Raw genomic sequence first — 18,307 nt, 5'->3', positions numbered from 1 at the left:
CGAATTCGGTCATGGCCCCGGCGTCAGCCGGAGACAAGTTTCAGGTTCTGCCTCGGCGCCGGCTTGCCGGCTTCGAGGCGGTCATAGGGGTCGAGCTCCGACAGCATCATGTCGACGACCTGTCGAAGCAGCTGCCTGCGTCCGCGCGCGGAGTAGAATCCGCCCGCCACCTGGCTCGTTTCCAGCAGGTAGTGGCGGTAGTCGCGATAGGCGCGGCTGTCGGGCCGGGTCGGGTCGGCGAAGAAGGCCTCGACGCTCTGATCGGCGACGAATTCCGGCTTGGAATAGACCGACCGCCCCAGCGCCAGCACCGGCAACCCGCGCCAGAGCGCCTGCTGCGCCGCGGTCGAGTTGACGGTGATGGCCGAGCGCGCCTCGTTCATCAGCGCGGCGAGCTTGCCGCCGCGCAGGTAGTGGACGCGGCCTTCCAGCCCGTGCTCTTGCGTGAGGCGCCGGATCGTCTGGACGATGGGCGCGCGGCCGTCCTCCAGCGGGTGGGCCTTGAGCACGAGGTGGTGATGCGAGGGCGCGCCGGCGGCGAAGCCCGCCACGACGACCTCCAGAAACTCGGTCATCGAGGCGAAGGGGGAATGGGCCTTGAAGCTCGAGTCGTGGGCCAGCTGCATCAGGCAGAGGTGGTAGGGAAAGCCGCCCGTGGTGATCCGGTGGGTGCGGATGCGGCGTTCCAGCGCGGTGAGGGGCATCGTCACGAGGCGGCGCAGGTAGAGCCGGAACTCGGTCAGGACGGTCACGTCGCGATGCGGTCGGTAGGCGCGGTAGCGGCCCGGACGCGACAGCACGAACCAGTGATAGAGCATCCCGTAGAAGACGTGGTGGCGCATGTCGCCCCAATGGGCGGGCGCGTCCGGCAGGTCGAGGTCGAGCTGCGCCAGCGCCGCCTGCATCTCGGGCACGGTCTTGCCCATCAGCCGGGAATTGGCGTTCGACCCGCCGCGTTCGTAGCTGACCCACCAGGGGCGCAGGTAGCCCTCCTCGAAGACGTGGACCGTGAGCCCGCGCGCCTTCGCCGCGGCGACCGCCTCGGCGTGGATCGGGCGGGTGTCGCCGTAGAGGACGATGTCGGTGATCCCCTTCTCGCCCAGGATCGCGTCCAGCCTGTCGGGCCAGGCCTCCGGCGCGGCCTGGAAGGGGATGTAGGAGGGGCGGTCGAACCAGAATGCCTCGTCCCCGCGGTTGAAGCCCACGCGCCACGTCTCTGCCCCCGCCGCGCGGAGCAGGCGCCCCAGGCGGTCGAAGAAGGGCCCGTGAGGCCCTTGCAGGAACAGGAATCGGCGTAGGGGCCGCATCGCGCCCTCCGGGTTTCAGTCACCTGCAAGCTGCCCCAGCAGTTTGGCGGGAATGGGGCACTTGCGGCCGGGTGTGGCCCGAATTAGCAGCAAATACGCAACATGCGGCGCGAGGAAAGCGGAATGTTCACGGGAATCGTCACCGATATCGGCAGGGTCCGGGCGCTGGAGCGGCGCGGCGACCTGCGGGTGCGGATCGGCACGGGCTACGACCCTGAGGGCATCGACATCGGCGCCTCGATCGCCTGCGACGGGGTCTGCCTGACCGTGGTTGACCGGGGCCGCGACGCCGAGGGCGGCTGGTTCGACGTGGACGTGAGCGCCGAGACGGTGTCGAAGACCGCGCTGGAGCGCTGGACCGAGGGCCGGCGGATCAACCTGGAGCGGGCGCTGCGGGTGGGCGACGAGCTGGGCGGTCATATCGTGTCGGGCCATGTCGACGGCGTCGCGCGGATCGTCTCGGTCACGCCCGAGGGCGATTCCCGGCGCTTCGTCTTCGAGGCGCCCGAGGCGCTGGCGCGGTTCGTGGCGTCCAAGGGCTCGATCGCGCTCGACGGCACCTCGCTCACCGTCAACGAGGTCGAGGGGCGGCGCTTCGGCGTCAACATCATCCCCCACACCCGGGAGGCGACGACCTGGGGCGAGGCAGCCGAGGGCGATCTGGTGAACCTGGAGATCGACACGCTGGCCCGCTACGTCGCGCGGCTGGTCGAGGCGGGATAAGACCGGCCGACGCGGTCCGGGCGGTCCGCGATCTTTCGATGCTTTGCGACCGGCCGACGCCGTGGCGTCAGGCCCCTGCCCCGTCAGAGCCGCGCGAGGATCTCGTCGGTCAGCGCGGCGATCTCCGCCGCGGCCATGCCCGCGCCGGGCATCTCGGCCACGCCGAGTCCGGCGCCCAGCGCCTCGGCATAGGCGACGCGGTTGGCGACGACCGCCTCGGCGGCCTCGGCCTCCAGCCCCGAGAGCGCGGCCTTGACCGAGTTGGTCAGCTTGGTCCCGGCGCGGGCGCGGTTGAGCACGGCGAGCGGGCGCTTCTTCTCGCGCCCCGCCATCTCCAGCACGCCCTCGGTCGCCCAGAGATCGACCTGGCTGGCCGTCACCGGCACCACGATCAGGTCCGAGGACTTGAGCGCGGGCTTGAGGTCGCTGTCGATCTTGGGCGGCGTGTCGATCAGGACGTAATCGTGTGTGTCCTTGTACTTCGACGCCTCGTAGCTGACGCCCCAGGCCGAGGAGGTCGAGAAGGTGATGTCGCCTTTGAGGCCGCTGTCGCGCTCGAACCGGGTCATGAACCAGCGCCCGAGCGACCCCTGCGGGTCGCTGTCGAGAAGCGCCACGCCGTGGCCCCGCGAGGCCAGCTCGACGGCGACATGGGCGCAGAGCGTCGTCTTGCCCGACCCGCCCTTCTGCTGGGCGAAGGTGATGATCCTGGCCATGGCGGTCTCCGGGCAGTCATGCGGCGCCGCAGCATCGCCCGCCCCCGTCCCGGCGTCAATGCTTGCCCCTGCCCCTGGGGCATGTCAGCCTTCCAGCCGACAGGAGGGTTCCATGACCGCATTGAAGAAAAGCTCCGCCGAGATGGTGGCCGAGGCCCGCGCCCGGATCGAGGAGGTCGAGACCGCCGACCTGATCGCGCAGATGGACGACCCGGACCTGGTGATCGTCGACATCCGCGACCCGAGGGAGCGGTCGCGGACGGGCTACATCCCCGGCTCGGTCCACGCGCCGCGCGGGATGATCGAGTTCTGGGTCGACCCCGACAGCCCCTACCACAAGCCGGTCTTCGCGAAGCCCGGCGCGCGCTACGTCTTCCACTGCGCCTCGGGCTGGCGCTCGGCGCTGACGGTGGCGACGCTGCAGGACATGGGGTTCGAGGCGGCGCATCTGAAGGAAGGCTTCTCGACCTGGGAGGAGAAGGGCGGGCCGGTGGAGCGGGAGGCGTAGGGGGGCGACGTTCGCTTTGCGGGACGAAGCAGACCTTCGGGGCATTTCCTCGAAGTATTCGACGGTCAGTCTATGATCATCAATACTTCTTGCAGAAAGAGTAACCGGAATCACACGATGCCAAAACCGGAGCTTATGTCAGACGCAGAATTCTCTGAGCTTCTGAACCTGTTCGAAGACGACTTAAAGAGCCTAGTGGAGCTTACGTTCCCCAATGCTCCAGTGCAGAATCGCCATGTCCGCCAGGCTTCCGTTATCGTTCGACGTTGGCTTTGCGATAACGAACTTCGCCGCCTTACGGATCAATTATGCGTGCCCTTCACTTTTCCAGTGCGAGACGATACGAGTATCTTTGAAAGGATAACGAACGACCCCAACATCAACTATTATCTATCTGCCGGCGTCAGGTTCCATGGCAAACCAATCTGGTCTCTGTATCATTCAATCTCTGATGAGCCGCCACAATGGGTGAGCGAACTGGCCAATTTGAATGTCGAGATGATGAAGCTGGGAAGTTTAATGAAACGTCCTGTGCTTCATTTTGAGGGTAAGAACTTTTCGATGGAGCAAACGCTTCGATTTGCGTGCAACAAACTTGGCGGCGCACACTACGATACATCTCGAAACAAGCGAGAGAAAGAGCTGGACGCTGCAATGCGCTATCTAACATTCGGCCCTCCCGAAGACAGTCTTGAACCAGGAAGGACCGGGGTCATTCATCTTCCATTGGAGCCAACTGGGTCTGAAGCCCTGAGCGGTATATCCGTTGTCGTCATCGTCGCAGCGGCGATGATGGTGAACATTCACCTCGACGGCCAACCGTTAGTGGAATTGAAGCAAGAGCCGGCTTCATCAATAACAGCCCACTCATAAATAATATAATGTCGAGGACCGAAATACTATCGTGTTCGGACCTCGTGCATTCAGTTCGCAACATGCAGCGCTCCGGGCTCGAACCGGACATCCGCCCTCACATCCCCAACCCCGCCGCATAGTCCCGCGCGCGCGTGTCCTCCACCGTGTCCGCCTCGACCGAGTCCACGGTCCGCATGACCTTCCGCCTGTACTCCGCCGCCTTCGACGGGAGGTTCGGGCCGCGGGCGATCTTGGCCTCCAACTCGGCGCGGGAGCGGGTGTAGTAGTGGTTGAGCTGCAGGCGCTCGGCCGAGACGAAGCGCCGGTCGCGGGCGGAGGCCGTCGCCACACGGTCGCCACGGTCGTTCCAGGTCGCCTCGGACCCGTCGCAGGACAGGGAATGGACCCGCATCGAGGTGATCCGGCAGGGATCGGCCAGCATCTTGAAGGCGCGCAGGCCGGGCGCGTCTCCACCGACCTCGCGGGCGCGGCGGGTGTAGTTGGCGAGCACGCCGCCCTCGGGCGCGGTCTCGTGGCCGCCATGCCCAAACATGTGCCAGGGCAGCGAGAGGGAGGGGACGTCCAGCCCCTCCAGCGCGGCGGGGATCGAGGGGGCGGAGACGGGGATCAGGAACTCGTCCACGTCGATGAAGCCCATCCAGCGGAAGGCGCCGCCGAAATTCGACGCGGCGTGGGCATAGGCGAGCACCTGGTTGTGGATCTCGCGCCCCAGCCGCGCGTCCTCCAGCCGCTGCGCCCAGGGAATCACGGTCAGGGCGTCGCCCAGCACGGCGCGCAGGGCCTCGGCCGTGCCGTCGGTCGAGCCGTCGTCGTAGACGAAGAACGCCCGCACCCCCGCCGCGCGGTGGAAGCGCGCCCATTCGGGGGCGTAGCGCGCCTCGTTGCGGATGATGGCGGCGAGCGCGACGCCGTGGCGGTCGGGCGCCGGAGCGGGGGGACGGAGGCCGACGCTGCCGATCTTGAGGCGCTGGCGCAGGCGGTCGCGCCAGCTCATTCGACCCAGGTCTCGCGGACCCAGCCGGTCGGCTTGATGTAGTGGCGCAGGTAGCGCATCCGCGACCCAGCGTGTTCGGGCGCGGTCAGCGCGGCCCGGACGTGGTCGCCGCGCGACAGGACCGGCAGATGCGGCCACCAGCGGCCGGCGATGGCGTCGGGCGGATTGAGGCCGCCGGCGAAGATCACGACCCTGGCCTCGGGCGGAAGCCGCGGCTCGGCGAAGTAGTTGAGCGGGAAGGTCCGCGCGCAGTGGTGGCGGAAATGCGCGACCCAGCCGCGGGGCCAGAAATGCGCGCCGCCGGGGGCGTTGCGGGTGACGAAGCGCTGCTCGAACTTGTGCTCGGCGGCGATGCGCACGGGATCGGCGCGGAACTTCTCCCAGAGCGGGACGAGTCCGCCGACAGGAAAGCGGTAGAGCGAGGTCTGGCCGAGCTTCTCGAACGGGGTCGTGGGATTGCGGGCAAGGATCACGTCCTCGGGGGCGCCGACCTCGAAGAAGCCGTCGAGCGGGCCAGTGACGACGAGGTCGAGATCCATGAAGAGGACCGGCCCGGTGATGTCGCCCAGTTTCGGCTGCCAGAGCCGGGACTTGTCCCAGACGCCGTGGCGGATGCCGTCGAGCGTGAAGCCCAGCTCCGGCAGGGGCACGACCCGCACCTCGGGCCTCAGCCCCGCGCCGTCGTCGGTGATGCAGAAGAAGTCGAAGGGCGGCGCGAGGTTGCGCGCGACCATCCCGTAGAGCCGGTTGACATAGTCGGGGCCGTACTTGGTGCCCCAGCGGATGCAGATGACCTGCTTCTTCATCGCGTGCCTCCGGTGCGGCTCGGGCGGCCCCGGATGGCAGACGCTGGGGCCGGGACATGACCGGCGTCGGCGCGCTGGGGTGCCGGCGGATGCGGGACCGTCCGGCAGGTCCTTGCCTTTGCTGAAATTCTCTTCATCCCGGTCCGACGCGTCCTCTCCGTTATTGTGACGTCCCTCGTAGCAATAACGGGAGCGGGACGCGATCAGGAAGACCCGCCGTCGCGCGGGGCGCTGGCCGGGAGGTGGCAGGCGATGGCCGGGACCCGCTGCCGGCCTCACGGGTCCGGGTGTCGTGCGGATGGCGAGGCGCGAGCCCGCCGGGCGACGGTCCCACCTTCCCGGTCGGGCCGGACACAGCCGTCTCGGCGGAAGTGAGGGTGGGCTGCGAAAGGCCGTTCCGCGCCTTCGGGACGCGCGGCCGGGATCGGACAGGATCAATTCAGGGCCGGACGCGTTACCTCCCGAAAGAAGCAGGAAGGTCCATGTCACGGCTGAAACGAGAACAATCGCCCGTCACCGAAGCCGCGCCGGGCGGCGCGCCATGCATGTCACGCCAGGGGAGCCAGACATGAGCGACCGCCGCGACGCAATGCTCGCCCGGGCGATCCTGCACGCCGATGCGCCCGCGGTCGCGCCCGAGGACTGGTGGCGCGGCGCCGTCTTCTACCAGATCTACCTGCGCAGCTTCCGCGACGGTAACGGAGACGGGATCGGTGACCTGAAGGGCGTGGCCGAGAAGCTCGATTACCTCGCGGATCTGGGGATCGACGGGATCTGGCTCGCGCCGTTCTACGCCTCGCCGCAGGTCGATTTCGGCTACGACGTCAGCGACATGCGGGCGGTCGATCCCTCCATGGGGACGATCGAGGACCTCAAGGCGGTGATCGAGGGCGCCCATGACCGAGGCATTCGCGTCCTGGCCGACTTCGTGCCCTGCCACACCTCGGACCAGCACGAGTGGTTCCAGCAGAGCCGCAGCGGGCGCGACGCGCCCCATGCCGACTGGTATGTCTGGGCCGACCGGAGCGAGGACGGCACGCCGCCCAACAACTGGCTATCCTCCTTCGGCGGGCCGGCCTGGACCTGGGAGCCGCGGCGGTCGCAATACTACTACCACCCCTTCCTGACCTGCCAGCCGGCGCTGAACCTGCGCAACGAGGACGCGCTCTGCGCGGTGCTGGACGCGATGGCCTTCTGGCGGGACGTCGGGATAGACGGCTTCCGGCTCGACGCGGTGCAGTGCCTGTGCTGGGACGAGACGCTGCGGTCGAACCCGCCGCGGGGAGAGCCCTTCGACGATGTCGCGATCGGCGGCGGACCGAACAACCCCTTCGCCGCCCAGAGCCACCTCTTCGACCGGGACGTGCCCCACGGGCTGAGGATCATCGAGCGGATGCGCCGGGAGCTGACCGAGGGGCATCCGGAGTTCGCGCTGATCGGGGAGCTCGCGGATGTCGACAGCTCGCGCCTCGCGGTCAAGTACACGGCCGGGCGCGAGCGGCTGCACGCGGTCTACGATTTCGACCTGATCCAGAAGTCCGACCCGGTCGCGCGGCTGATCGAGACGCTGCGCGTGCGCTCGGACCATGTCGGCTCGGGCTGGTACTACAACGTGCTGACGAACCACGACACGCAACGCGCGGTCTCGCAGCTGACCGGCTTCGCCGAGGACGCGGGCCGGCGCGAGGAGGCGGCGAAGCTGCTGCTGTTCCTGCAGGCGACGCTGCGCGGCGGGGCGATCGTGTTCCAGGGCGAGGAGCTGGGCCTGCCGCAGCCCGAGGTCGCGCGCGAGGACATGCACGATCCCTGGGCCATCAACCTCTATCCCGACTTCGTGGGCCGCGACGGGGTGCGGATGCCCTTTCCCTGGGATGCGGGCGCCGACCATGCCGGGTTCACCGACGGCGACGACCCCTGGATGCCGGTCGCGGAGGCGCATCGCCCGCTCGCCGTCTCGGCGCAGGCCGAGGAGGAAGGCTCCGTCCTGTCCTTCTTCAAGGCGCTGCTCCGCTGGCGGCGGGAGCACGGGTTCCTGCGGCTGGCGGACGAGACCATCGCCGAAGGGGAGGACGGCCCCGTCCTCGCCTTCACGCGCGCGGGCGACGGCGAGGAGATGACCTTCCTCGCCAATCTGGGGCTGGCGCCGCAGGTCCATTCCGCCCCCCGCGGCGCGAAGCTGGAGGCGGTGCCGGGCTCGGCCGCCCGCGCGAAGGAGGAGGGCATCGCGCTGCCACCGCTCGGCTTCGCCGCGGTCCGGCTGGGCTGACGCCGCCCCCTCACGGGGCCCCGAGCCGCCCTGCGTCGGGCGGCTCGACGGCGCGCCGCCCCCGGTGCTGGAGATGGCGACGGACAAGGGGGTGACGGCGACTCTCGTGAAAGACGTCGCTCGCCTTCGTTGAGCGGATGCGGGACCCGGCGCTGGCGGGGGCCTCGCCAGCCGATCCGGCTGAACGGCGTGCCGGTCGGAGGGAGGGACGCCTCCGGCCCCGAGGATGCCGCTCGGGTGGCGGCGGCGCTGGCGGAGCCGGGCGTCGACCCGGCCTGACCTGCTCGCCATCTGGCGGCTGTCGCGCAGGATGTAGGCGCCGTTCTCGGCGATGGAGCACTTCAGGCCGCGCTAGCGGAGGGGCACGAGGCTCGCCGAGTCCCACAACCATGCTGCTGGACGCGGGATGTGAATCCGACAAGGCTTTGCGCAACGAGGCCCGCACGGCCGCGACCAGCCGCGCCACGAGCGCGGGGACCAGTGCCCTCCCGCAAGCTTTTGCTCCCGGTTCCGCTCGGGCGCGGGCAAGGGAAACCCGCAAGAGCCTGGAACCCTGAGAGCATCTGGAGGTTGATCACCGACTGCCGCCCGCGGAAGGGTGGCGCTTCCTCATCCGGAGCGACCCGTTGCCCGTCCTCCTGAGCCTCCTCCGAGCCCGGTCGGAGCCGACCGTCGCCCCGCCGTGGCGTCCGTCCGGACGCTGCACGAAGCCCCGGCACGGGAGGACGTCCCGATGATCCCCACCCCCCTGCACGCAGCGCTCGACGCCGTATCCGCGGCGGCGCTGATCGCGGGGCCGCGCGCGCGGGGCTGGCCGAAGGGGCTGCGCGGGCCGTTCGCGGCGGCCGGGCTGGGCGTGGCGGGCTACAGCCTCCTGACCCGCTACCGCCAGGGCTCGGCAGCCCCGCTCTCGATGGGGGAGCACCTCGCGCTCGACGCGCTTCAGGGGGCGGGGTTCTGTGCGGCGGCGGCGCTGCTCGACCGGGCGCCGCGCGAGGTGCGGACCACGATGCTGGGCTACGGGCTGTTCTCGCTCGCCGCCGCGCTGCTCACCGACCGGCCCGAGCAGGGACGGAGGACAGTCGGACGGCAGGTGGCGGTCCCCTCCGAGGCCCGTGCCAGCATCGGCGAGGGTCCGGCGCACGAGGTCGTGCCGGGCCTCGCCTATCGGAGGCTCGGGATCGTCAACCTGGCCTTCCTCGGGGCCCGCGGCGCGGGGGACCGCGGCTGGGTGCTCGTCGATGCGGGGCTGCCGGTCAGCGCCGGGGCCATCACGCGCGCCGCCGAAGCCCGTTTCGGACCGGGCGCGCGACCGGCCGCCATCGTGATGACCCATGGCCATTTCGACCATGTCGGCGCGCTCGAGCATCTGGCCGAAGCCTGGGACGTACCCGTCTACGCCCATCCCCTCGAGCATTCGTATCTCGACGGCACCGCCTCCTATCCGCCCGGCGATCCCACCGTGGGCGGAGGGGCGATGGCGGCCGTCGCAGGGCTTTATCCGACCGCGCCTGTGGACGTGAGCCGGCGCCTGCGCGCGCTGCCCGAGGACGGCACGGTGCCCTTTGCGCCGGACTGGCGCTGGCTGCACACGCCGGGGCACACGCCGGGCCACGTCTCGCTCTGGCGCGAGGGGGACCGCACGTTGCTGTCGGGGGATGCCGTGATCACCACGCGGCAGGAGGCGGCCTATGCCGTCGCCCTCCAGTCGCCCGAGATCCATGGGCCTCCGGCCTACTTCACCCCCGATTGGGCCGCGGCGCGCGCCTCTGCCCGCACCTTGGCCGCGCTGGAGCCGGAGGTGATCCTCTCGGGTCACGGCGCACCGCTCGGCGGCCCGGAGATGCGTCGGGCGCTGCACCGGCTGGCCGATGCGTTCGACGCGCTCGCCGTCCCGGACGCCCGCGACAGATCCCTCCCACCCGACCGATCTGAAGGACGCGCATGAAGCCCCTCAACACGACCCCCGACCGCCTGACCTCCGCGATCGAGGCCGAGGAGCGTCTGGACGCACCGGCCTACGACGTCGCCAACGCGGTCTCGCTTGTCCTCCAGCCGCTCGGCACCGCGGCGCAGCCGATCCAGAACGCGCTGCACGGAACCTGGCTCGGCCACCCGCTCCACCCCGCCCTGGCGACGCTGCCCGTGGGCAGCTGGACGCTTGCGGCGATGCTCGACGCGGCCGAGGTCTCCGGCGCGGTGCGCGACCCGGGCGCGGCGCGCGCCGCCGACATCGCGCTCACGGTCGGGTCGGCCGGGGCGGTCGCCGCCGCGGCCTCGGGCCTGGCCGACTGGCGGCAGGTCCACGGGCGCGACCGCCGCACCGGGCTCGTGCACGCGGCGGCCAACTCGACGGCGCTCGTCCTGACCCTCGGCTCACTCGCGCTGCGTCGGCGGGGAAAGCGCCGCGCGGGGCAGGCGCTGAGCGGGGCGGGCTGGCTCGCGATGGGGCTCGGTGCCTATCTCGGCGGCCATCTCGCCTATCGCCGCCGCGTCGGCGTGGACCAGGCCGACCGATCGCCCGAGCCTCGCGCCTTCCAGCCCGTGATCGCCGAGGCGGAGCTGGAGGAGGACCGGCCGCGGCGCGTCGCCGTCTGGGACCCCGTGGCGCGTGCCGAGATCGGCATCGTGCTGGTCCAGCACCGCGGGCAGGTCCACGCCATGGGCTCGCGCTGCTCGCATATGGGCGGGCCGCTGGACGAGGGCTGGGTGCAGGATGGCGGGCTGGTCTGCCCCTGGCATGGCTCGCGCTACTGCTTGCGGTCGGGGCGCGTACTCGACGGCCCTTCCACCGCCCCGCAGCCGCGCTACGAGGTCCGGCTTCGGGACGGGCAGGTCGAGGTCCGGCGCGAGATGGAGCCGGGCGACGAGGCGCTGACGCCGCGCAAGATCCTGGCCGCGCAGGCACGTGAGGCGCCTGCCGACCCGCCCCCGGGCGCGCGCCGCGCCGACGAGGTCCTGCGCGAGCACCACGACCTGATGCGCCGCCTGTTCGAGCGCATCCGCGCGATGGATCCGTCCGACCCGGAGCGGCGCGACCTGATGCGCCTGCTCGCCGGCGAGCTGGAAATCCACGAGCATGTCGAGGACGAGATCTTCTACCCTGCCGTCCGCCCCGTCAGCGAGGACGTGCCGCTCGCCCATGCCGAGCACCAGCAGCTGGCCGACATGCTCGCAGTGACGCTGCGGCTGGGGACGTCGGACCCGGAGTTCGACGAGCACCTCCGCACGCTGCACGAGGCCGTGGATCATCATGCAAGCTCCGAGGAAACCTCGATGTTCCTCGAGGCCGAGCGCTTGGGCGACGCCCGCCTGCGGGAGCTGGGCGCGAAGATCGAGGCGATGCTCGACCACGAGCGCGAGTCCCGCGCGCGCAGCGCCTTCCGGGACCTGAAGATCCGGCTTCTCGAGGGCGCGTGAGGCCCTGACGGTGGGGGCCGCCCCTGACGGCATCCGGTTGTCCACGGTGGGGGCAGGACGATCCACGGGGACGCAGCCGTCACATCATCAGGGCCGGATTACCCGCTACGAATGGGCGCGAACGAAGCTTTTTCAATGGGATCCGTCTTGCCCGGCTTTCGGCTCGCCGTCGGCGAGCGGCCCGTGGCGGACCGCGCCTGCGACCCTTGCCTGCATAGCCGTTCGGAAGATCCGCTCGGGTGCTCTGGACGAAATCACCAGGTGCCCAGGGAGCATGCAGCAGAGGGCTGAACGACCGTCCCAACTCTATGCGATATGGTGGAGCCGAGGGGAATCGAACCCCTGACCTCGTCATTGCGAACGACGCGCTCTACCAACTGAGCTACGACCCCAACGGGGCGCGCTATGCACCGCGGGGCGGGCGGCGTCAAGCGGATCGGAGGGGTGATCCGCGGGTGACGCCGGGGTGATCCGGGTCCGACGCAGAGGCGCAAGGGCGGGGTTGCGGGGAAGCGGGGTCAGGAGGCCGCCTTGCGCCGGGCGCGGCCGCCCTTGGGCGCGGCGGCGGCGGCGAGCGGGGGGCATCGCCTCGTAGAGGGCGAAGAGATGCTCGACCCGTTCGCGGTCCGTCGCGGAGCCTTGGCGGCGGTAGAGCCGGTCGGTGTCGCGATGCGCCCGGCGCAGGTCGGCGGGCATCAGGTCGGGGTCGTAGAGGTCCGCGGGCGTGGCGCCGGGGTGGCTCGCCCGGGAGCCTTGTGCCATAGGAAACCATTCCTTAACCCTTTGAGGATACACCCGCGGCAGACGGGCGCAAGCGAGGGCGATCCCATGAACCACCTAAACTACGGCGACAACCTTGCCGTCTTGCGCAACCACATCGCCGACGAGCGCGCCGACCTGATCTATATCGTTCCACCGCCGCAGTTGCATTGAGGCCAAGATGAACTGCATGAAGCTGTTCGGGCAGAAGCAAATGTCCGTTCGGCATCGGCCTCGGACCGATGTCGGCTCGATGCCTCACCCTCGACCGCCAGACCGCCGAGTTCCAACTCCGCATCGCCATCCTCAACCGCTTCACCGAGTTCGCCATTCCCGTCACGCAGCCCGTCGGCTAACGTCAGGCAGGAAAAGGGGCGGTCTGACCTTCAACCGCTTCATGCAACAGCGCCCCTCGACGATGATCTCGCCGGGCCAGAACGGCCGATGAAGCCGGTCTGGCCCGAAAGCTTGTGGACCGCGTGCTCGTAGATGGCGACGCGCCGCCGCTTCACGACGAAGATGCGGAAGAAGGCGTTGTAGAAGGACCGGGTCTCGCCCGTCTCGTAAGGGGCATTCGCCCGGTCGCGGGCGAAGTCTGCGGCGCGGGCGCGGCTCTCGGGTCAGCACAGGGACATGGCGCCGACGGTGCCCCGGGCGCGGGGCGGGCGGCAAGCCAAGTCTCGGGCGGGACTCCCCTGCCCCGGCCCGCGTGCTAGCTCCGCCCCATGTTGCAATCCGTCGGCCTCTTCAAGCTGCGCGCCCTTGCCCGCCTGATCTGGGTGCGGATCGCGCTGATCTCGGCGCTGGCCTTCGTGGCCGCCGCGACCGCGCCGCTGCTCTCGCCGCTGCTGCCCGACGAGATGCGCGACCGGATCGACGAGGTTGCGGTGTCGGACATCATCTCGGTGCTGTCGGGCTCGATGCTCGCCGTCGCGACCTTCTCGCTGTCGGTGATGGTCTCGGCCCATCACTACGCCGCCAGCCAGGTCACGCCGCGGGCCCACCGCCTGCTGCGCAACGATGCGCGGACGCAGTCGGTGCTGGCCACCTTCATCGGGGCCTTCGTCTTCTCGCTGGTGGCGGTGATCATCGTCAATGCGGGGCTGTTCGACGGGCGCGACTTCGCGGTGCTCTACGGGATGACGATCCTCGTCATCGGGCTGGTCATCCTGGCGCTGGTCCGCTGGGTGCAGCAGCTGAGCGACCTGGGCTCGATCGAGCAGACGACGGACCGGGTCGAGGAAACCGTCATCGCCGCCATGCGCGAGCGGATGGATCTGCCCTGGCTGGGCGGCCGCCCGGCCCTGAAGGTCGTGCCCGGGGACGCAATCCCCATCGTCGCCCAGCGCTTCGGCTGGGTCGCCCATGTCGACGTGGAGCGGCTGTCGGCCCTGGCCGAGGAGATCGGCGGGACGGTCCATCTTTATGGCGTGCCGGGGGTGATGGTGACGCCGGGGACGGCGCTGATGGATGTGGACGTGGCGCGATTGTCGGTGGAGCAGCAGGACGCACTGGCGGCGGCAGTGCTGGTGCAGGACCGGCGGAGTTTCGACCAGGACCCCGGCTTCGGGATCGAGGTCATGGCCGAAATCGCGCAGCGCGCGCTGTCACCCGGGCTGAACGACCCGCGTACGGCGATGGACATCGTCACGCGGCAGGTGAAGATCCTGTCGCTGTGGCAGGACGGGCCCCCGGGGGCGGAGCCGCGCTTTCCGAGGCTTTACGTGCCGCCGCTGCGGGCCGAGGTCCTGCTGCGCGAGGCGCTGGACCCGATCGCCCGGGACGGGGCGCATCTGGTCGAGGTGCAGATCGCGGTGCAGGACGCGCTGGCGGTGCTGTCGCGCCATGGCTCCGAGGAGGTGTCGCGCAGCGCGCACCGGCTCTCGACGCGCTGCCTGGAACGGTCGGATGCCGCCCTGACCCTGGCCGAGGACCGCCGCCGCGTCCGCGCCGCGGCGCCGGGCGCGCGCGAGGGGTAGGGGCCTGCAGCCGAGAACCGGTCTCACGCGCAGGTTGCGCCGGGGGCGCAGTCGCTCGCACAAGAGGCGCGCCGGCTGGGTCTCCTCCCCGATGGACAAGATCGTCACCATCATTTGCCACCGGCGGATCTAGATGACGGTGAGCGAGATTTCTGACGGCGGCGAAGGGACAGCGCCTTGCCGGTTTACGGCGGGCTGGAATCCATTAGGGGTGAAGGCGCGCAACGAGCCGGAGCGCAGCAGATCACCGGCAGCCCACTTGCTGGACATCAGGTGTCAGGAAAGCGTTCTTGGCCAGACTTCGATCATGGGACATCAGGACAATGTCAGACTACATCTTTAACATCGGCATGAACAAGGCCGGCACGTCATCCCTTTCCCGGGCATTCAAGATCCTCGGTATCCCCTCGGTCCATTTCAAGGTGCAGCTCGAAGATCAGGACGCGAGGCAGACGCGGCTTGTTCATCTCCTCAAGAACAACCTGAAGAATGGGAGACGAGCTTTCGCGGGCATTGACGAGACCTATCGCGCGTTTCTCGACTTCTCGGGTGGCCACTACATCCGGGTGCTGGACGAGCAATATCCGGGAAGCAAGTTCATCCTGACCTACCGGGAGAAAGATGCCTGGATCCAGAGCCGCATCAAACACGAGCTGCGCAAGATCGAACGTCCGGACTACGACGGCTCCCGGGTCATCATCGCGCCCAACGAGTGGGGTGCGTACTACGACGAGGTCATGGAGACAGTCGAGACCCATTTCAAGGACCGCCCGGACGATCTGTTGCGCCTCAATATTCCGGAAGGAGACGCATGGGACCCCTTGTGCAACTTCCTGGGTGTTCCGGTTCCGGAGAAGCCCTTCCCGCAACTCAATACCGCCAAGGCGAAGAGCCAGCAGATCCGCAAGGAGGCCGACCCTCAACGTCCCGACTGACATTGCATCGGTCGCGGCGCGCCGCATGGAATGCGGTCCTCCGTCGGACGGTTGATCCCCCTAGAGCGCGGGCGCTGGGAGGCCGCCGACCCTACGGTTCGGTAGTCTGCTTGTTCCTCGGATGGTCCGTCGCGCGCGGCGCCCGGGCGGGCGCCGCGGGCGGTCACTCGGCCGCTTCGAGATAGTCCTCGACCGGCGGGCAGGTGCAGACGAGGTTGCGGTCGCCCGCGGCGTTGTCGACGCGGTTGACCGGGGGCCAGTACTTGTCGACCCGGAAGGCACCCGGCGGGAAGCAGCCCGCCTCGCGCGAATAGGGACGGTCCCAGTCGCGGACGAGATCCTCCATCGTGTGGGGCGCGTTCTTGAGCGGGTTGTTGGCCGGGTCGATCCGGCCTTCCTCGATCTCGCGGATCTCCTCCCGGATGGCGAGCATGGCGTCGATGAAGCGGTCGAGCTCGGGCTTCGGCTCGGACTCGGTCGGCTCCACCATCAGCGTGCCGGCGACGGGCCAGGACATGGTCGGCGCGTGGAAGCCGTTGTCCATCAGCCGCTTGGCGATGTCGTCGACGGTCACATGGGCGCTGTCGGCGAAGGGGCGGGTGTCGAGGATGCATTCATGCGCGATCCGGCCGCGCCGCCCGCCATAGAGCACGTCGTAGGAGCCCTTGAGCCGCGCGGCGATGTAGTTCGCCGAAAGGATCGCGACCTTCGTGGCCTGCGTCAGCCCGGCCCCGCCCATCATCATCACGTAGGCGTAGCTGATCGGCAGGATCGAGGCAGAGCCGTAGGGCGCCGCCGAGACCGGCCCTTCCGTCCCCTGTTCGGGGTGGCCGGGCAGGTAGGGCGCCAGATGCGCCTTCACGCCGATCGGGCCCATGCCGGGGCCGCCGCCGCCATGGGGGATGCAGAAGGTCTTGTGGAGGTTCAGGTGCGAGACGTCGGCGCCGATCTCGCCCGGCTTCGCAAGCCCGACCAGCGCGTTCAGGTTGGCACCGTCGAGATAGACCTGCCCGCCATGGGAATGGGTGATCTCGCAGACCTCGCGGACGGTGTCTTCGAAGACGCCATGGGTCGAGGGATAGGTGATCATGCAGGCAGCGAGGTCGGAGCCGGCCGCCTCGGCCTTGGCGCGGAAGTCGTCGAGGTCGATGTCGCCGTTCTCGGCCGCCTTGACGACGACCACCTTCATCCCCGCCATTTGCGCCGAGGCGGGGTTGGTGCCGTGGGCCGAGGTCGGGATCAGGCAGATGCGCCGGTCCTCGCCATTGGCCGTGTGATAGGCGGCGATGGTCAGCAGGCCCGCATATTCGCCCTGCGCGCCCGAATTGGGCTGCATCGACATGGCGTCGTAGCCGGTGATGACGCAGAGCCGGTCGGACAGTTCGCCGATCATCTCCTTGTAGCCTTCGACATCCTCGGCGGGGGCGAAGGGATGGATGCGGCCGAATTCGGGGAAGGTGACGGGCATCATCTCGACCGCCGCGTTCAGCTTCATCGTGCAGGAGCCGAGCGGGATCATCGCCCGGTCGAGGGCGAGATCACGGTCGGCGAGGCGGCGCATGTAGCGCATCATCTCGGCCTCGGCCCGGTTCATGTGGAAGATCGGGTGGGTCAGGTAGTCCGACTGGCGCCTGAGCGCCTCGGGGATGTCGGTGCGGGTGGCCGCGACATGGCCCTCGATGCCGAAGGCGCGCAGGAGGCGGGTCAGCACCTCCGCGTCGGTCAGCTCGTCGCAGGCGATGCCGATTCGGTCGGTGCCGATGCGGCGCAGCGTGATCCCCTCGGCCCGGGCCGACCGCCAGATCACGCCCTGCATCGCGCCGACGGTGACGGTCAGCGTGTCGAAGACATGGGCGGGCGCGACCTCGAAGCCCGCGCCCGCCAGCGCGTCGCGCAGGGCGACGGCATGGGCGTGGACCATGGTGGCGATGTGGTGCAGGCCCTTCGGCCCATGGAAGACGGCGTAGAAGCTGGCCATGACGGCGAGCAGAGCCTGCGCGGTGCAGACGTTCGACGTCGCCTTCTCGCGGCGGATATGCTGCTCGCGGGTCTGGAGGCTGAGGCGGTAGGCCTTGTTGCCGTGGCTGTCGACGGACACGCCGACGATCCGGCCCGGCATAGACCGCTTGTGCGCGTCGGCGCAGGCGAAGAAGGCCGCGTGCGGGCCGCCGTATCCCAGCGGCACGCCGAAGCGCTGGGCGGAGCCCACGGCGATGTCGGCGCCCATCGCGCCCGGCTCCTTCAACAGGCAGAGCGCGAGCAGGTCGCAGGCGACGATGCCGAGGGCCTTCTGGTCGTGCAGGGCGGCGATCTCGGCGCTGTAGTCGCGCAGATGGCCGTGGGTGCCGGGATACTGGAAGATGGCGCCGAAGACCTTCGTGGCGTCGAGCTCGTCGGGCGTGCCGACGATCAGCTCGATGCCGAGGGGCTCGGCGCGGGTGCGCATGACGGCGATGTTCTGCGGGTGGCAGCCTTCGTCGACGAAGAAGGCCGTGGCCTTCGACTTGGCGACCCGCTGGGCCATCACCATCGCCTCGGCGCAGGCGGTCGCCTCGTCCAGAAGGGAGGCGTTGGCCACCGGCAAGCCGGTCAGGTCGGCGATCATGGTCTGGAAGTTCAGCAGCGCCTCCAGCCGCCCCTGCGCGATCTCGGGCTGGTAGGGGGTGTAGGCCGTGTACCAGGCCGGGTTCTCGAGGATGTTGCGCTGGATCGCAGGGGGGGTGACCGTGTCGTGATAGCCCTGCCCGATCATCGACGTGGTGACGCGGTTGCGGTCGGCCAGGTCGCGCATCCGCGACAGGATCGCGTGCTCGGTCATCTGCGGCCAGGGCAGCGGGTCCTTCTGGCGGATCGACCTCGGCACCGTCTCGTCGATCAGCGCGTCGAGGCTGTCGGCGCCGACGGCCTTCAGCATCTCGGCCATCTCCTGCGGGGAGGGGCCGATATGGCGGCGGTTGGCGAAGTCGTAGGTGTCGTAGTCGGTCAGGGTCATGGGGCGGGTCCGGTCTGGAGGCTGTC

14 protein-coding genes, 1 tRNA gene and 1 pseudogene are annotated in these 18,307 nt (G+C 69.4%); 9 read left to right on the top strand and 7 right to left on the bottom strand.

What is annotated here, in order from left to right; genetic code table 11:
- Window positions 1-23 precede the first annotated feature (23 nt).
- A complete protein-coding gene (locus DR046_RS06425; protein WP_115381123.1) occupies window positions 24-1,307 on the bottom strand; it encodes a capsule polysaccharide biogenesis protein in 1,284 nt (427 codons plus the stop codon).
- Between the two features lie 123 nt (window positions 1,308-1,430).
- Between DR046_RS06425 and DR046_RS06420 the strand changes: the two genes are divergently transcribed.
- Complete coding sequence (locus DR046_RS06420; protein WP_115381121.1) at window positions 1,431-2,030, top strand: riboflavin synthase; 600 nt, start codon at window positions 1,431-1,433, stop codon at window positions 2,028-2,030.
- A gap of 83 nt (window positions 2,031-2,113) precedes the next feature.
- Here DR046_RS06420 and parA read toward each other — a convergent pair whose 3' ends face one another.
- Window positions 2,114-2,746 carry a ParA family partition ATPase gene (gene parA / locus DR046_RS06415; RefSeq protein WP_115381119.1) on the bottom strand — a complete coding sequence of 211 codons (633 nt, stop codon included), beginning with the start codon at window positions 2,744-2,746 and terminating at the stop codon, window positions 2,114-2,116.
- Window positions 2,747-2,858: 112 nt separating this feature from the next.
- On the opposite strand from parA, the gene DR046_RS06410 reads away from it, so the two are divergent.
- Window positions 2,859-3,254 carry a rhodanese-like domain-containing protein gene (locus DR046_RS06410; protein WP_115381117.1) on the top strand — a complete coding sequence of 132 codons (396 nt, stop codon included), beginning with the start codon at window positions 2,859-2,861 and terminating at the stop codon, window positions 3,252-3,254.
- Between the two features lie 117 nt (window positions 3,255-3,371).
- Window positions 3,372-4,127 (top strand): hypothetical protein, encoded by a 756-nt coding sequence (locus DR046_RS23225; protein WP_167766940.1) that lies wholly within the window; start codon window positions 3,372-3,374, stop codon window positions 4,125-4,127.
- Between the two features lie 97 nt (window positions 4,128-4,224).
- Here DR046_RS23225 and DR046_RS06405 read toward each other — a convergent pair whose 3' ends face one another.
- Both DR046_RS06405 and DR046_RS06400 read right to left on the bottom strand, forming a co-directional pair.
- Window positions 4,225-5,124 carry a glycosyltransferase family 92 protein gene (locus tag DR046_RS06405; protein ID WP_115381110.1) on the bottom strand — a complete coding sequence of 300 codons (900 nt, stop codon included), beginning with the start codon at window positions 5,122-5,124 and terminating at the stop codon, window positions 4,225-4,227.
- Window positions 5,121-5,930 carry a glycosyl transferase gene (locus tag DR046_RS06400; RefSeq protein ID WP_115381108.1) on the bottom strand — a complete coding sequence of 270 codons (810 nt, stop codon included), beginning with the start codon at window positions 5,928-5,930 and terminating at the stop codon, window positions 5,121-5,123. The genes DR046_RS06405 and DR046_RS06400 overlap by 4 nt, the downstream gene beginning before the upstream one ends.
- A gap of 568 nt (window positions 5,931-6,498) precedes the next feature.
- Here DR046_RS06400 and DR046_RS06395 point away from each other — a divergent pair.
- From DR046_RS06395 to DR046_RS06385, 3 genes are all read left to right on the top strand, one after another.
- A complete protein-coding gene (locus DR046_RS06395) occupies window positions 6,499-8,196 on the top strand; it encodes an alpha-amylase family glycosyl hydrolase (RefSeq protein ID WP_167766938.1) in 1,698 nt (565 codons plus the stop codon).
- A gap of 733 nt (window positions 8,197-8,929) precedes the next feature.
- The gene (locus tag DR046_RS06390; RefSeq protein WP_115381104.1) at window positions 8,930-10,144 is read left to right on the top strand and encodes an MBL fold metallo-hydrolase; all 1,215 of its coding nucleotides are present in this window, start codon (window positions 8,930-8,932) and stop codon (window positions 10,142-10,144) included.
- Window positions 10,141-11,616: a Rieske 2Fe-2S domain-containing protein gene (locus tag DR046_RS06385; RefSeq protein ID WP_115381102.1), complete on the top strand. Its 1,476-nt coding sequence runs from the start codon at window positions 10,141-10,143 to the stop codon at window positions 11,614-11,616. The genes DR046_RS06390 and DR046_RS06385 overlap by 4 nt, the downstream gene beginning before the upstream one ends.
- Window positions 11,617-11,932: 316 nt before the next feature.
- Here the strand turns inward: DR046_RS06385 and DR046_RS06380 are convergent.
- Both DR046_RS06380 and DR046_RS24810 read right to left on the bottom strand, forming a co-directional pair.
- Window positions 11,933-12,008: transfer RNA gene (locus tag DR046_RS06380), tRNA-Ala, on the bottom strand.
- Window positions 11,968-12,378: a type IIL restriction-modification enzyme MmeI gene (locus tag DR046_RS24810; RefSeq protein ID WP_370815791.1), complete on the bottom strand. Its 411-nt coding sequence runs from the start codon at window positions 12,376-12,378 to the stop codon at window positions 11,968-11,970. The genes DR046_RS06380 and DR046_RS24810 overlap by 41 nt, the downstream gene beginning before the upstream one ends.
- Before the next feature lie 148 nt (window positions 12,379-12,526).
- Between DR046_RS24810 and DR046_RS24125 the strand changes: the two are divergent.
- The 3 genes and pseudogenes from DR046_RS24125 to DR046_RS06365 all read left to right on the top strand — a co-directional run.
- Window positions 12,527-12,731, top strand: a pseudogene (locus DR046_RS24125) (hypothetical protein); the annotation flags it as partial.
- 369 nt (window positions 12,732-13,100) lie between these two features.
- Window positions 13,101-14,354: a DUF2254 domain-containing protein gene (locus tag DR046_RS06370; protein WP_115381100.1), complete on the top strand. Its 1,254-nt coding sequence runs from the start codon at window positions 13,101-13,103 to the stop codon at window positions 14,352-14,354.
- A 323-nt stretch (window positions 14,355-14,677) separates the two neighbouring features.
- Complete coding sequence (locus DR046_RS06365) at window positions 14,678-15,289, top strand: sulfotransferase (protein WP_115381098.1); 612 nt, start codon at window positions 14,678-14,680, stop codon at window positions 15,287-15,289.
- A gap of 163 nt (window positions 15,290-15,452) precedes the next feature.
- Here the strand turns inward: DR046_RS06365 and gcvP are convergent, their stop codons facing one another.
- Entirely contained in the window at window positions 15,453-18,281 is a 2,829-nt protein-coding gene (gene gcvP, locus DR046_RS06360; protein WP_115381096.1) for an aminomethyl-transferring glycine dehydrogenase, read from the bottom strand.
- Between the last annotated feature and the right edge of the window lie 26 nt (window positions 18,282-18,307).

Origin of the sequence: Jannaschia formosa (assembly GCF_003340555.1) — a bacterium.
Classification (GTDB): domain Bacteria; phylum Pseudomonadota; class Alphaproteobacteria; order Rhodobacterales; family Rhodobacteraceae; genus Jannaschia; species Jannaschia formosa.
Note: the sequence above shows the minus strand (reverse complement) of the source record. Positions and strands in the feature narration are given on the sequence as shown.